At 59.9% G+C, this 13471-nt stretch carries 14 protein-coding genes, 1 tRNA gene and 1 pseudogene; 11 read left to right on the plus strand and 5 right to left on the minus strand.

Features of this window, described 5'->3' with window-relative positions:
- Positions 1 to 12 precede the first annotated feature (12 nt).
- The 7 genes and pseudogenes from AB4O40_RS27615 to AB4O40_RS27645 all read left to right on the plus strand — a co-directional run bounded on the left by AB4O40_RS27615 (position 13) and on the right by AB4O40_RS27645 (position 7564).
- A complete protein-coding gene (locus AB4O40_RS27615) occupies positions 13 to 804 on the plus strand; it encodes an ABC transporter ATP-binding protein (RefSeq protein WP_460057042.1) in 792 nt (263 codons plus the stop codon).
- The gene (locus AB4O40_RS27620; RefSeq protein WP_460057039.1) at positions 801 to 1583 is read left to right on the plus strand and encodes an IucA/IucC family C-terminal-domain containing protein; all 783 of its coding nucleotides are present in this window, start codon (positions 801 to 803) and stop codon (positions 1581 to 1583) included. Before AB4O40_RS27615 ends, AB4O40_RS27620 begins: the two co-directional genes overlap by 4 nt.
- A gap of 47 nt (positions 1584 to 1630) precedes the next feature.
- Positions 1631 to 1810: pseudogene (locus AB4O40_RS27625) on the plus strand (LysR family transcriptional regulator); the annotation flags it as partial.
- Positions 1811 to 1986: 176 nt separating this feature from the next.
- Positions 1987 to 4818: a xanthine dehydrogenase family protein molybdopterin-binding subunit gene (locus AB4O40_RS27630; protein ID WP_223540991.1), complete on the plus strand. Its 2832-nt coding sequence runs from the start codon at positions 1987 to 1989 to the stop codon at positions 4816 to 4818.
- Positions 4811 to 5350: a (2Fe-2S)-binding protein gene (locus tag AB4O40_RS27635; RefSeq protein WP_007982256.1), complete on the plus strand. Its 540-nt coding sequence runs from the start codon at positions 4811 to 4813 to the stop codon at positions 5348 to 5350. The genes AB4O40_RS27630 and AB4O40_RS27635 overlap by 8 nt, the downstream gene beginning before the upstream one ends.
- A 2-nt stretch (positions 5351 to 5352) precedes the next feature.
- A complete protein-coding gene (locus AB4O40_RS27640; RefSeq protein WP_223540993.1) occupies positions 5353 to 6591 on the plus strand; it encodes a cytochrome c in 1239 nt (412 codons plus the stop codon).
- A 1-nt stretch (position 6592) separates the two neighbouring features.
- Positions 6593 to 7564 carry an XdhC family protein gene (locus tag AB4O40_RS27645; protein WP_223540994.1) on the plus strand — a complete coding sequence of 324 codons (972 nt, stop codon included), beginning with the start codon at positions 6593 to 6595 and terminating at the stop codon, positions 7562 to 7564.
- A gap of 132 nt (positions 7565 to 7696) precedes the next feature.
- On the opposite strand, the gene AB4O40_RS27650 is transcribed toward AB4O40_RS27645, so the two are convergent.
- Complete coding sequence (locus AB4O40_RS27650) at positions 7697 to 8980, minus strand: NAD(P)/FAD-dependent oxidoreductase (protein ID WP_056722218.1); 1284 nt, start codon at positions 8978 to 8980, stop codon at positions 7697 to 7699.
- A gap of 184 nt (positions 8981 to 9164) precedes the next feature.
- Here AB4O40_RS27650 and AB4O40_RS27655 point away from each other — a divergent pair.
- Positions 9165 to 9241 (plus strand) — tRNA-Val (locus AB4O40_RS27655).
- Positions 9242 to 9556: 315 nt separating this feature from the next.
- Here AB4O40_RS27655 and AB4O40_RS27660 read toward each other — a convergent pair.
- A complete protein-coding gene (locus tag AB4O40_RS27660; protein ID WP_056722220.1) occupies positions 9557 to 9763 on the minus strand; it encodes a hypothetical protein in 207 nt (68 codons plus the stop codon).
- 251 nt (positions 9764 to 10014) lie between these two features.
- On the opposite strand from AB4O40_RS27660, the gene AB4O40_RS27665 reads away from it, so the two are divergent.
- Positions 10015 to 10209: a hypothetical protein gene (locus AB4O40_RS27665; RefSeq protein WP_056722222.1), complete on the plus strand. Its 195-nt coding sequence runs from the start codon at positions 10015 to 10017 to the stop codon at positions 10207 to 10209.
- A gap of 75 nt (positions 10210 to 10284) precedes the next feature.
- Here the strand turns inward: AB4O40_RS27665 and AB4O40_RS27670 are convergent, their stop codons facing one another.
- Positions 10285 to 11037, minus strand: a complete 753-nt coding sequence (locus AB4O40_RS27670; protein ID WP_223540995.1) for a carbonic anhydrase — start codon at positions 11035 to 11037, stop codon at positions 10285 to 10287.
- Positions 11038 to 11240: 203 nt separating this feature from the next.
- On the opposite strand from AB4O40_RS27670, the gene AB4O40_RS27675 reads away from it, so the two are divergent.
- Complete coding sequence (locus AB4O40_RS27675; RefSeq protein WP_056722226.1) at positions 11241 to 11696, plus strand: DUF2214 family protein; 456 nt, start codon at positions 11241 to 11243, stop codon at positions 11694 to 11696.
- 184 nt (positions 11697 to 11880) lie between these two features.
- Here the strand turns inward: AB4O40_RS27675 and csrA are convergent, their stop codons facing one another.
- Positions 11881 to 12072 carry a carbon storage regulator CsrA gene (gene csrA, locus AB4O40_RS27680; RefSeq protein WP_007975691.1) on the minus strand — a complete coding sequence of 64 codons (192 nt, stop codon included), beginning with the start codon at positions 12070 to 12072 and terminating at the stop codon, positions 11881 to 11883.
- Positions 12073 to 12322: 250 nt separating this feature from the next.
- On the opposite strand from csrA, the gene AB4O40_RS27685 reads away from it, so the two are divergent.
- Positions 12323 to 12688 (plus strand): SPOR domain-containing protein, encoded by a 366-nt coding sequence (locus AB4O40_RS27685; RefSeq protein WP_056722228.1) that lies wholly within the window; start codon positions 12323 to 12325, stop codon positions 12686 to 12688.
- 89 nt (positions 12689 to 12777) lie between these two features.
- Here the strand turns inward: AB4O40_RS27685 and AB4O40_RS27690 are convergent, their stop codons facing one another.
- On the minus strand, positions 12778 to 13467 hold the full coding sequence (locus tag AB4O40_RS27690) for an endonuclease (RefSeq protein ID WP_223540996.1): 690 nt from the start codon (positions 13465 to 13467) through the stop codon (positions 12778 to 12780).
- Positions 13468 to 13471 lie beyond the last annotated feature (4 nt).

Raw genomic sequence — 13471 nt, forward strand, 5'->3', positions numbered from 1 at the left:
GGAATTCAACGTATGACGTCGATTGCAAGTCGCGGCCTGACCCTGAGTTATCAGCGCCAGGTGATTATTGACGCGCTGGACATGCAACTGCCCCAGGGCAGGATTTCGGTACTGATTGGCAGCAACGGCTGCGGCAAAAGCACCTTGCTCAAATCCTTCGCCCGACTGCTCAAGCCGCAGCAGGGCTCGGTGATTCTCAACGGTGTGGATATCCAGCAAAAGTCCACGGCTACCGTGGCCCGTGAGTTGGCCATTTTGCCCCAGACCCCCAGCGCGCCGGAGGGCATCACCGTCAGGCAGTTGGTGGCGCTGGGGCGTTATCCATATCAGAGCTGGATGCAACAGTGGTCGGCGCAAGACGAAGCCATGGTCAACCGCGCACTGGCGCAAACCAGTCTGCAGGCCCTGGCGGACCGGCCGGTGGACGCGTTGTCCGGTGGCCAGCGCCAGCGTGCGTGGATTGCCATGACCCTGGCCCAGGACACTGGCATCGTGCTGCTTGATGAACCCACCACCTTTCTCGACCTGGCGCATCAGATCGAAGTGCTGGACCTGTTGCGCGACCTTAACCGGCTCGAAAACAAAACCATCATCATGGTGCTGCACGACCTCAACCTGGCCTGTCGTTACGCCGACCACATGGTTGCGGTGCACAACCGGACAGCCTTTGCCCAGGGGCGGCCCGACGAGGTGTTGACCGAGACCCTGGTCAAGACCGTGTTCGACCTCAATTGCCGGATCATTCCCGATCCGTTCTTCGGGACGCCGTTGTGCATTCCGTTTGGCCGGGAGTTGCCGCAATGAATCTGGCCTGTCATTTCACTGCGTCGGAGTGGGCGCTGTTGTCCGGTGGCTTGCGGCTCAAGGACCGCGACGAGCGCGACCCGTTGCGTTCGCTGATGGCCCGGGACTTGTTGCAGGAAGACGTGTGCGAGCAACTGCTGGATGCGCTGGGCCCGGTGATCGGCTCGCCAACCCGGGCGATCACGGCCTCGCTGCTGGGCAAGCGCTTGTCGTTTCTGGCGACTGGCGCCTGTTTGTATGCGATGTCGGTGTATGACAAAGGCCTTTTACTGACACCTGACAACACAGTGATCGAATACGGTCACGATGAGGGGCTGTGGACGTCTTCAATGCCGGTGCATCACGGTCAGCCGCTGACCTATGGCCTCAATGAGCGCGAGGCCTGGCGGGAAGCCTTGGTGCAGGGACTGTTCGCCGGACTGCTGAAACCGCTGTGGCAAACCTTCAATCGTGTCACCGGAGTTTCCCGGCGCATCCTCTGGGAAAACACCGCCGTGCGCGTTTATTCGCTGTATGAAAAACGCATGGCGAAAATCGACGACCCATCGATACGCGAGCGCTGTGAAGCGGATTTCAATTGGCTGCTGACACAAGCCGAGCCTGCGTTGTTCGGTCTGGATTACAACCCGCTGAGCCATTTCCGCCGACCGCCGACGCTGGTGGACGACGGGCAGCGCAGCATTCGCTTTCGCCGAACCTGTTGCTTTTATTACCTGGCCACCGAACCCGCAGACTACTGTTCGACCTGTCCGTTGCTACGTCCGGGGAAATGCCGATGAGTGACCGGATCGACCCTCGCCAGCAAAGGAATAGCCGCTGTTCAACGACCGACGCGATCATGATGCTGTCGGAAACTGCATTGCGCGACTATCTTGAAATGGGCTTGGTGATGGCGCTGGATGTCTAGATGAAGCCCTTCGGGTTGTTGTTGCGCAGGGGCGAGCACATCAGCCGGGAGTTGGGGTTGTTCATCGATCTGCTGCGTCGAAAAGTCGCGGTTTTTTGATTCCTTGGTCAGTTTTTGGTTTTCCGCGAAGGCATAAGCCTATAAACTTAACCTTTCGGTCAGCTTTGCACTGTCAACAACAGCCCTTTGCATCGTCGAAAAGGGCTTCTGCAAGACTCGAGATTTCCAGAACATAACCAGAAGGGCGGACCCCATAACCGCCCAGAGGATGATCCATGTCCAACCGTGATATATCCCGGCGCTCGTTCCTTCAGGGCGGGCTGGTAGCGGGTGTGAGCGTGACGCTCACACCATTGAGCAGCCAGGCGCTGGCCGCCTTGATGGAGAGCAGCGTGACCGTGCCGTCCGAGCAGTGGCTCGGCAACAATGGCAAGGCGCGCGCCCGTAACGATGCCTTGTCCAAGGTCTGCGGCAGCAAGGTCTTTGCCCGCGACATTCGCGCCAAGGACATGCCGGGTTGGCCGCAGCAGCAAGGCCACGCCATGCTGCTCAAAACCATCAAGGCCGACTACATCTTTGCAGGCATCGACCTGTCGTGGCTCGGTACCGAGTTGCAACCGGACCGCATCGTCACCGCCGAAGACCTGGTCAAGGACGGAATCGTGTTCCCTGAGGAGCACGCCCCGGATCCGCTGTTGCCGGCCGGCAAGGTGCCGATGTTTATCGGGCACCCGGTGGCGATCCTGATCTGGAACGATTTCGAGCGCTTCCGTCAGGCCAAGAACCAACTCAAATTCAATGACAAGGCAATCCGCTACGGCGAGAAAGCGCCGTTCTACGAAGGCGATCCTTACGGCAGCTTCCGCTACGTGCGCGTCGGCGGTGCGACCTCGGCGGACGAAGACGAGTTCGCCAGCCTCAAGGATTCGATCCTGTTCCCGATGCTGAAAAACCGTCGTCCGGTGTGGAACTCCCAGCCGAACCTGCACGGCAACCTGACCGAGCGCGGGTTGTTCTACGCCGACCGCATGAAGCAGCAGATCGATACGCCGCCGGACAACTGGCTGGTATTCGACGAGCGCTACAAGACCCCGTCGATCGAACCGGCCGCCCTGGAGCCGGACAACGGCAACGGCTGGTACGACCCGGCGACCAAGACCCTGCATTTCGTGGTGGCGACACAGTGCCCGCTGGAAACCGCGACCGAGACCGCGAAGATGATCGCGCCGTCGCGTTTCGGCCTGGCCAACCTGAACATGCACCCGGGTTACACCGTCGGTTATGGCTCCAAAGACCACAACATTTTCGTCTACTACGCAGCGCTGGCGGCGTTGTACGGCGCCGGTGTGCCGGTACGCCTGGCCAACGACCGCTACGAGCAGTTCCAGAGCGGCATCAAGCGTCACCCGTTCGACATCCGCTACCAATTGGCGGTGGACAAGAACGACCACAGCTTCAAGATTTTTCGCTCCGAGATGAGCGTCGACGGTGGCGGGCGGATCAACTACAGCCCGTCGGTGGCGGCGGTGGGCGCCACGGCGGCACAGTCGATCTACTACATGCCGCAGAACGATCTGCAGGTCACGGCCTATCACTCCCGCGCCGTTGAAGCCGGGTCGATGCGTGGCTACGGCACCCTGCAGAGCATGGCGGCGACCGAGATGATGGTCGACGAAATCGCCGGTCGCCTCGGTGTCGATGCCATCGAGTTGCGCCGCAAGAACGCACTGCGCTCGGGTATGAAGAACACCCAGGGCGCGATCCCGGCCGGTGCCTTGCGCCTGCACGAGATTCTCGACAAGGCGGCGGTCCACGACACCTGGAAAAACCGCGACGCGATCAAGAAGCAACGCGAAGCCGCCGATCCGGACAACTGGTACGGGGTGGGTTTCGCCATCTGCCAGAAGGACTTCGGTACCGGTTCCGAAGCGCCGATGGCCAGCATTGAATTCACTGCCGAAGGTCGCATCAGCCTGCGCCACATCGGTATCGAAATCGGTACTGGCATGTCCACCTCCCAGGCCATGGTCGTGGCCGATTTCCTCGGTATTGCGGCGCACGAAGTGAAGACCGGCGAAACCGAATGGAAAGAGTTGCAGCTGGTCAGTGGCGGCAACCCGTACATCATGAGCCAGGCCGAGCAGGACAATTTCCTGCGCAACCCACGTTGGGTCGGCAAGGTGGCTTCGGCTTCGTCGGCGACCAACTCGGCGTACTACTTCAGTCACGCCACCCGTGAAGCGGCGCGCGTGCTGTTCAACCACGGTTTGTGGCCAGCGGCGATGGAGATCTGGCGCCAAGGCCCTTACGGCGGCCAGGCCAACCCTTACGTGGTGCGCCGCGAAGACGCCCATTGGGTCGACGGCAAGCTCACGGCCAACGGTATGGAGCCACTGCCATTCGCCATGCTCGCCAAGCGCGTTCACGAACGTGGCCTGGTGAGCGGCGCCACCGTGCACGGTTTCAACCGCTGGAGCTGGGCCGAGGCCGAGTTCAGCATCGACGGCGTGCGTGAGCGCTTGCCGCTCGACGGCCTGGCCGTGAAGTACGGCGACGGTGCACCGAAGGCGAAGAAGGCGCAGATGAGCAGCGCCGGTTTCCATCTGCTGGATCGGCAGGGTATCGCCTACCCGGCAACCCAGTTGAACAACGCGGCGGTGACTTACTACAGCCCGGTCGCGACGTTGGTGGAAGTGAAGGTCAACAAGGGTTCGAACGAAGTGTCGGTACTCAACCATCACTCGTGGGTCGAGTGCGGTCGGGTGTTGGTCGAAGAACTGGTCAGGGGCCAGCTCGAAGGCGGGATCGCCATGGGCATCGGTCACGCGCTGATGGAAGAGATGCCGTTGTACGAAGGCGGGCCGGGGGAGGGGGACTGGAACTTCAACCGTTACCGCCTGCCGATGGCGCGTCACGTTGCGGTGTGGAAACAGACGGCGGACATCCTGCCGCCACTGTCGCCGAGCGACCCGTCCAAGGGCATCGCCGAGGTGGTGATGATCCCGGTGGTCGGCGCCATCGGTAACGCCGTGGCCCATGCCATCGGTAAACGTGTCCGCGACCTGCCTATCACTTCTGCACGCATCAAGGAGGCCCTCAATGGCTAACCGTCCGCTTCAACTGACCCTCAACGGTCAATCCGTCGGCCCGGTGGACATCCCTGATGACCTGCCGATGATCGACTACCTGCACGAATACAAGAACCTCACCGGTTCGCGCCTGGGCTGCGGCCAGGGCATCTGCCACGCCTGCGTGGTGATCGTCGACAACCCGGACGGCACCAGTGAAGAAGTGCGCACCTGCATCACCGGCGCACACTATTTCGAAGGCAAGAAAGTGCGGACCATCGAAGGCCATGCGACCCGCGACGAGCAGGGCAAGGTCACCGAGCTGAACCCGATCCAGCAGCGCTTCGTCGATGAATTCGCCTTCCAGTGCAGCTACTGCGCGCCGGGCTTCGTCAATGCCGCGACCGTGCTGGTGGAAAAGCTGCAGCGTCAGCCGATCGTCAAAAGCCAGCTGGAAAAAGTCATCGAGGACAGCCTCGGTCATCACATCTGCCGTTGCACCGGGTACGTGCGCTACTACAGCGCCACCCGCAACGTGCTGACCGATCTCGGCCTGGTCAAGGAGGGTTAAGCATGAAGCTTCTACTTAGCCGCCTGGCGTTGGCGGTTGGTCTGGCTGCGCCTGTGATGGCAGCTCACGCCGATGATGCGCAGATCAAGCAAGGCGAGTACCTCGCCCGCGCCGCCGACTGCATGGCGTGCCACACCGCGCCGGGTGGCGCGCCCTATGCGGGCGGCCTGCCGATCGTGTCGCCGTTCGGCACGATCTACGGCACCAACATCACTCCGAGCAAAGAGCACGGCATCGGCCTGTACAACGATGACGAGTTCTTCGCCGCGTTGACCGAAGGCAAGCGCCGCGACGGGGCGAACCTGTATCCGGCGATGCCCTACACCTCGTATCACCTGATCCCGCGTGCGGATTCCGATGCGATTCATGCCTACCTGAAAACCGTCGAGCCGATCGAGCGTGCCGCGCCAGTCACCAGCCTGAGCTTCCCGTTCAACGTGCGCCCGGGCCTGATGGGCTGGAACATGATGTACGGCAAGGACGTGAAGCTGGAGCCGGCTGAAGGCAAGAGCGAAGCCTGGAAGCGCGGCCAGTACATGGTCGACGTGCTGGGTCACTGTGGCGAGTGCCATACCCCACGCGGCCTGCCCGGTGCGATGCAGATGGACAAACGCATGACCGGCGGCATTCTCAATGGCTATCTGGCGCCGAGCCTGCTGGCCACTGACCTGGCGGCCCGTGGCTGGAATCATCAGGACCTGAGCTCGTTCCTCAAGCACGGCATGAGCGCCCAGGGCACGATGTTCAACGAGATGTTCCCGGTGTTCCACAACAGCACCCAGGGCCTCACTGATCCTGACTTGGCGGCGATGGCGACCTTCCTGCTCGGCGATCAGCCACCGGCGGCGAAGGTGCTCACCGAAGTGCCTTTGGACAAGCTGAGCCCAAGTGCCCAGCGCGGCCGTCAGGAATATTTGAATGTCTGCGCCGGTTGCCATGCACCGGGCGGTGAGGGCAAGCCGCACATCGCCGTGGCCATGCGCGGCAACACCACGCTGCGCCTGGAAGATCCGCGTAACCTGGTGCGGGTGATCGACGACGGTATTGGTGAGCAAAAGTTCTCCGGTTTCGAACACATGCAACCGATGCCGGGGTTCGCCGCGAAATTGAGCGACGAACAGCTCACGGACCTGCTGAACTACCTGCGACAAGGCTGGGGCGGTCAGCCGAATGATCTGGCTGTAAACGACGTGCAGAAGTTGCGGGCCGATGCGCCGCCGCTCGAGCACAAGGCCCACTGATATGCAGCATCTGGATCTGCAAGTGGTGCGCCGGGCGCTGGAGTGGTCGGCGGCCGGTCAGCGCATCTGGCTGTGTACGGTGCTGGCCACTTACGGCTCGGCACCGCGCGCACCGGGTTCGCTGCTGGCGGTAAACACGCAGGGGCACTGGATTGGCTCGTTGTCCGGTGGCTGTGTCGAGGAAGACTTTCTCGAGCGAGTCGCCGAGGGCGCGTTTCTGGAGCCGGTCAGCGTTGTTCGTTATGGCGAAGGCGACGACCCACGCTCGCGCGTCAGCCTGCCCTGTGGCGGGGTGCTGGATGTGCTGGTCGAGAAGCTTGAGGCCGATTGCGAGGTGCAAGCGCATCTGCGGGAGCTGGAGTCGGCGCTGTTGGGCCGGCGTCGGTTGATCCGCGAAGTCGATCTGCAAAGCGGTGCGCGCAGTCTGTTCGATGATCGTGAACAGGGTGTGCGTATCGAGCGTGAAATCGACCGGGTGCGCGTGCGCGTCGGCGCAGCCCAGCGCTTGCTGCTGGCGGGGTATTCCAGTGTCGCCCAGGCCTGTGCGGAGTTTGCCGTGGGGCTTGGGTTCGAGGTGATTCTATGTGACCCGCGGGACGAAGTGCTCGAAGGCGTCGTGCTGGAAAACGTGGAGATTCGTCGCCAACTGCCTTCGGTGTTCATTGCCGACGGCGGGTGCCACAGCGACACGGCGGTGGTGGCGTTGACCCACGATCCACGTATCGATGACCTGGCGATGATGGAGGCCGTTCGCACCGAGGCGTTTTACATCGGTGTGATGGGCTCCATGCAGACTTCGCAAAAGCGCTTCGAGCGGTTGCGGCGTATTGGTGGACTGGGGGATGTCGAGTTGGGGCGGATTCATGCGCCAATCGGCTTGAACCTGGGCAGCAAGACGCCAGCCGAGATTGCCCTGGCGGTACTGGCGGACATCCTGCGGATTCGCAGCGGTATCCCACGGGACCGGCTTTAAGATCAGAAGATCGCAGCCTGCGGCAGCTCCTACGCAGAACGCATTCCCATGTAGGAGCTGCCGCAGGCTGCGATCTTTCGATGTTGATCTAAACAAAAGGCCCGCATCGCAGCGGGCCTTTTGTTTTAGCAGTCAGTACCCGAATCTATCCCGCAATCCGTAATACCACGCACCCAATGCCGCAAACGGTGTGCGCAGCAACTGGCCGCCCGGGAACGGGTAATGGGGCAGGTCGGCAAACGCATCAAAACGTTCTGCCTGGCCGCGCAACGCTTCAGCCAGCACCTTGCCCGCCAAATGCGTGTAGGTCACGCCATGACCGCTGCAACCCTGGGAATAGTAAATGTTGTCGCCCAGCCGTCCGACCTGAGGCAGGCGCGACAACGTCAGCAGGAAATTGCCCGTCCACGCGTAATCGATCTTCACGTCCTTGAGTTGCGGGAAGGCCTTGAGCATCTTCGGCCGGATGATCGCTTCGATGTTCGCCGGATCCCGCGCGCCGTACACCACGCCACCACCGAAAATCAGACGCTTGTCGCCACTGAGGCGGTAGTAGTCGAGCAAGTAATTGCAATCTTCGACACAGTAATCCTGAGGCAGCAGGGTCTTCGCCAGTTCTTCACCCAGGGGCTCGGTGGTAATCACCTGCGTGCCGCAAGGCATCGACTTGGCGGCCAGTTCCGGCACCAGGTTGCCCAGATAAGCGTTACCGGCGACGATGATGAATTTCGCCCGGACCTTACCCTGCGGCGTGTGCACTACCGGATTCACGCCGCGCTCGATGCGCACCGCCGGCGACTGCTCGTAAATCGTCCCGCCCAGGGACTCGACCGCGGCCGCTTCACCCAGCGCCAGGTTAAGCGGATGGATGTGGCCGCCACTCATGTCGAGCATCCCGCCGACGTACTGATCACAGGCGACCACCTCGCGGATGCGACGTTGATCCATCAACTCGAGCTGGGTGTGCCCGAAACGCTCCCACAGGCGCTTCTGGGATTCGAGATGACCCATTTGCTTGGAGGTCATCGCGGCGAACACGCCACCGTCCTTCAAGTCGCACTGAATGTCGTACCTGGCGACCCGTTCACGAATGATTCGCCCACCCTCGAACGCCATCTGGCCCAGCAACTGGGCCTGCTTGGGACCGACCGTGCGTTCGATGACATCGATATCGCGGCTATAGCTGTTAACGATCTGGCCGCCATTACGCCCGGACGCCCCGAAACCTACCCTGGCGGCTTCGAGCACCGTGACCTTGAAACCGTTCTCCAGCAGAAACAAGGCAGAGGATAGCCCTGTGTAACCGGCGCCAATCACACAGACATCGGTCTCCACGTCATCCTGCAACGCCGGGCGCGGCGGAACCGCATTGGCCGATGCGGCGTAGTAGGACTCGGGGTAGGGAGTGTTAGCCATCCGGCAGCCTCTGTTTAATATATTTTACGAGTGCGTTGATCCTACCCGAGTTGAAAATCCCCCGCCAGCCACCCGGAAAATCTTCTTTGTAGCGGCAAAATTAAATATTTTGCATATTCATAGGGTTAGCGCGAAAAAAGGTGTTGACACCCCTCCGGAATTCCGTAGAATGCCGCCTCACAGCAGGCACGTAGCTCAGTTGGTTAGAGCACCACCTTGACATGGTGGGGGTCGTTGGTTCGAGTCCAATCGCGCCTACCAAACAAAATCCGCTCTGCTGGGCGGTCTGGAAGGGCTCACCGAAAGGTGGGCCCTTTTTTGTTGTCCAAAGAATCGTTACCGATCTTTGGGGAAGCGGACTGTGGAGTTATGTCTAGTTCATGGATTTTCAATCCACAAGTCATTGCGTGTTTTTGCTGAACATTGCATTCGGCTGGCAATCACTTCGCGGTATTTGAAAGATGAGATGCCCGGATCAGAAAAGTAGTGCCGGGCCATCAAGGCGCGACGATTGCTGAGCGGATGCCGGATGATTGCCGGGTAAACCGTTCAGATCGTCGCCAGCCTCAGTAGGTGTCAGAGGGCAAAGGTAGCTGCAAGGCCATGGTGGCCTTCCTGGGCTCCCGCGATCAGGTGCAGTGGGATGTTCTGTTGTACTTCAATGGACGGTACTTCGAAGCTCCCTACGATCTGGAGGTGGCGCTCGCTCAGTTCGGTCGACTTTCCTGCTTGTTCCTTGGCCATTCTCGCGTGGTTCATTGCGATTTCGTTGAGCGTTGACACGTTACATCTCCCGGTGACTGACCAAGCGTATCGCTGGCGTCCTTAAGCATTGATTGAATGGCTGCGGCGTCAGAATCCTGTCATTGCGGCGCTGCTACGGGCGATCTTAGCAAGCCTCAAGCCATGGATAGGGGCGAATTCCTCGTTGTGTTCTGGCAGGCGACGAATGGCAGGTGACTGTGAATGATGGTCCGGATTTTTTGTCATTCAGGCGTAAACTGGCAATGCGACCTTATCAAAAGGAGCCGCCTATGAACGCCGATCAAATGAGCAAGCAGGCACCTGTGGACACGGCTGTCTGGGATCGATATTTCTGCGCTGCATTGATTGCCGAAAGCAATCTGACTGCCCCGATTGTGGGCGAGGCTACTCATGAGGACAGGCAGAACCTGTTGATCGAGAGGGCCAGGGTCCTCGCGGATAAAATGATGCAAAACCGAAGATAATCAGAGCCCAGCCGTCGCGCTGGGCTCTTTGCATGCGGGCTTATGCACCGATGCTGACGCTGTGCGCGTTGCGGTTCAGGCGATCAACTCTACCTTGCCGCTCGCCAGGCGATAGATGCCGCCCACGATCTTCAGCGCGCCTTTGCTCTGCGCATCAGTCAGCAATGGCGAGGCCTGTTTCAGGCTGTTGACCGAATTCTTGACGTTTTGCGCGGTGGCGTTTTCCATCAGGTTCCCGGGCTGATTGAGTACTGCCTCGACTGCTGACTTGAGTGCGTCAGTCAGTTTCGGGATATGGCCGGGGAAAATCGTCTGGTCCTTGACCGCCTTGATACCGGCCTCGATGGCGCCGCAGCTCTCATGCCCGAGTACGAGAATCAGCGGGGCGCCCAGTACGGCAACGCCGTATTCAAGACTGGCCAGGCCTTCCGGCGTAACGAAGTTGCCCGCGACGCGGATGGAGAAAAGATCGCCGCGCGCAGTGTCGAACGCATATTCCGGGGCGATCCTCGAGTCGGAGCAGCTCAGCACGGCCACGAATGGATTCTGGCCGGACACCAGGGCCTCTCGCTCTGCCTTGAAGTCGTGGGTTGTGGAAGTGCCGCCTACATATCGTGCATTGCCCTCCATCAGTCTTTTCAACGCCATGTCGGGACTGATTACGTTTTGTGGTTTGGGTGGGGCTGTCGCTTTTTCGGCTGCCAGGATGATCTTGCCGGGCAGTGTGCCGGTCAGCAGCAGGGCGCCTGCGCTCAATCCGGCAAATTGAAGAAAACGACGACGGCCTGTTGTGTTTGAAGCAGAGCTTGAATCACATGATTCACACATGATTTTGTTTACTCAGTTCAACGCGGTGGGAGTGAGTTGCTGTTGGGGCGGGTACCGTCGCGGACGCTCAATACCAGCGCAGTGGAGTCTAGTTGGTCTGTCGTATTGTGCTCCGGGCATTGTCCCTGGATGCCGTGCACGCAGCCATTTCATGGGCTACTACTGACAGGCTCATACAACTTCGACCTGGCAGGGGTTTCTCTATGCTGACTCACTGGTTTCTGGCGGCGGTTCATCTTCTGGCATTTGCCTTGGGATTCTGGGCGGTGCTGGTTCGAGGCACGGCTTTTCGGCGCTTGGCCGATGGGGCTGCGGAGGTGCGCAGTGTTCTGATGGCGGACAATATCTGGGGTATTTCAGCTGTCGTTTTATTGATCAGTGGCGGGATGCGAGCGTTTGGCGGGTACGAGAAGGGCACGGACTATTACCTGCATCAGCCGTTGTTTCATCTGAAGATGTCGCTGTTCGTCCTGATCTTGCTACTGGAAATCGCGCCTATGGTGACACTGATCAAGTGGCGGATAGCGCTTGCCCGTAAAGTGTCGATCGATACCGGCCGTGCGAAGCTGTTTGCACGGATCAGTCATATAGAGGCGCTGCTGGTGCTGCTGATGGTGGTAGCGGCGACGGGCATGGCGCGAGGCGTGATGCTTGGTTGACCGCGCAGTGAACGCATCCTTCCCTGGGGCAAACCAGAAAAGTCTGACAGCAATAGAGTAAAACTTGCCGCTAGTATCGACCCCTGGGGTTTGAGTGTGGCGAATGAGCAGGGCGATGGGGTGCTGAATCTTTAGCCAGCCGTGATTCCGGACTGAACGGGCTGGCTACTGACTGCAACAGGATTCAGGATTGCGGCTTTTCCGGGGCGGTCAGGCCGGCCTGAATGCGCTGGTAAATTTCTTCACGATGCACTGCAACGTCCTTCGGAGCGTTGATGCCGATCCTGACTTGCTGGCCGCTTACGCCGAGGATGGTGATCGTAATGTCATCACCTATGTTTATGCTTTCACCGACTTTGCGGGTGAGTATCAGCATGGTCTTCTCCTTGATTGCTTTGTGGGGCACCTGATTCGGACAGTGCAGAGGTCGGTGTTATGTATAGATTAGTGCGAAGTCTCGCGGTTTGGGTGCCTCTTTCTGACGCGCAGATGCGGCATTAATTCCCAAGGCGTAACTATACAGAGGCCGCAACCATCATTCTCGTTGTTTTAAGCCCATTTTGCGGCACTCGCGAAGTATTCATGGGTGTTAAAATCGCCGCTTTATGCATTTGGAGGGAAGCGTCGTGCGCAAAATGGTTTTGGTCATCGCGATATTGGCATTGGCGGGATGTGGCGAGGGCAGCACTGTGGATGCGCCGAAGCCCAAGCCAGCCATGGCGGCCGTACCCGCGCCGGTATCCGGCCCCCAATGGGATCTTGAGGTGCGAGGTGAAACCCCTCAGGCGGTCAGCGATTTGAGTGGCTGGCTGATCGAGCACAGTTTCATGTCCAGCGTCGTCAAGGAGAATGGCAATACCCGAGTCCTGATGGGGCCGTTCAATTCGAAAGCCGAGGCTGAAGCCAAGCAGGATGAAGTCCGCGCGGCGCTTACTCGCGCGAAGAAGCAGAACATCGAATTGCTGGTGCTTGAGCGTCCGGTCGCTCAATAACGTTCTGTACCGCAGGCGTTGAAGAAACAAAAAAGGCCTCGGGTGTTTAACCTCGAGGCCTTTGTCGTTTCAGGTGTCCCGTTCCGGATTCAACCGCAGGCCTTCATGTCTACCGGGCCGACGAACTCGTTGCCGCGCCCCATGACGCACCCCACGCTCTGGTTGCGTTGGCGTTCCCAGGCCTGTACCGGATAGGTCTTGTCCCAGGCTTCGTACAGTTGCCGATCCTGTTTCGACAGGCGCAAGCCGTACTGCTTGCTCATGTAGAAGTAGGTCCGGGCGATCATGCCGCGAATGGAAGGGCGGGGCATGACTTTCTTGGCCTTGAAGTCGATCTGGGTCAGGCATGAACCATATTGCCCCGACTGCTCGGGCAGCCAGCCAAAGCTGAAGTTGCTGCGATCGCCATTGACCTCGCCAATGCTGGGCACCAGGTTGTGCAAGTCAGCCTCGGCCTTCTGGTAAATCGGGTCGTAGCGGGTGCAGTTCTTGCGACCGCCCGCTTGCCAGCACTGGCGTTGATGACCGATTTGCCAGGCCGGAACAATATGCTCCCACTCGATGCGGGATGCGCGTTTGGCATTTTTACGCGGCACGTAACCGCAGGCGGCAAGGTTCACCCGGTTACCGGTGTACTTGCAGCCACAGTAAAACTCGGTGGACTGGGGCGCGTAGAGCTTCCAGGCGACCTTTTTCGCTTCGGTGAAGGTGCGCGGCGCGTCGGCTTGCGCACCCATGACAACAAACAGAAACAGCAAGGCAAACCAGCGGACACTCATCGAC

The organism is Pseudomonas sp. S2_F07, assembly GCF_054668325.1.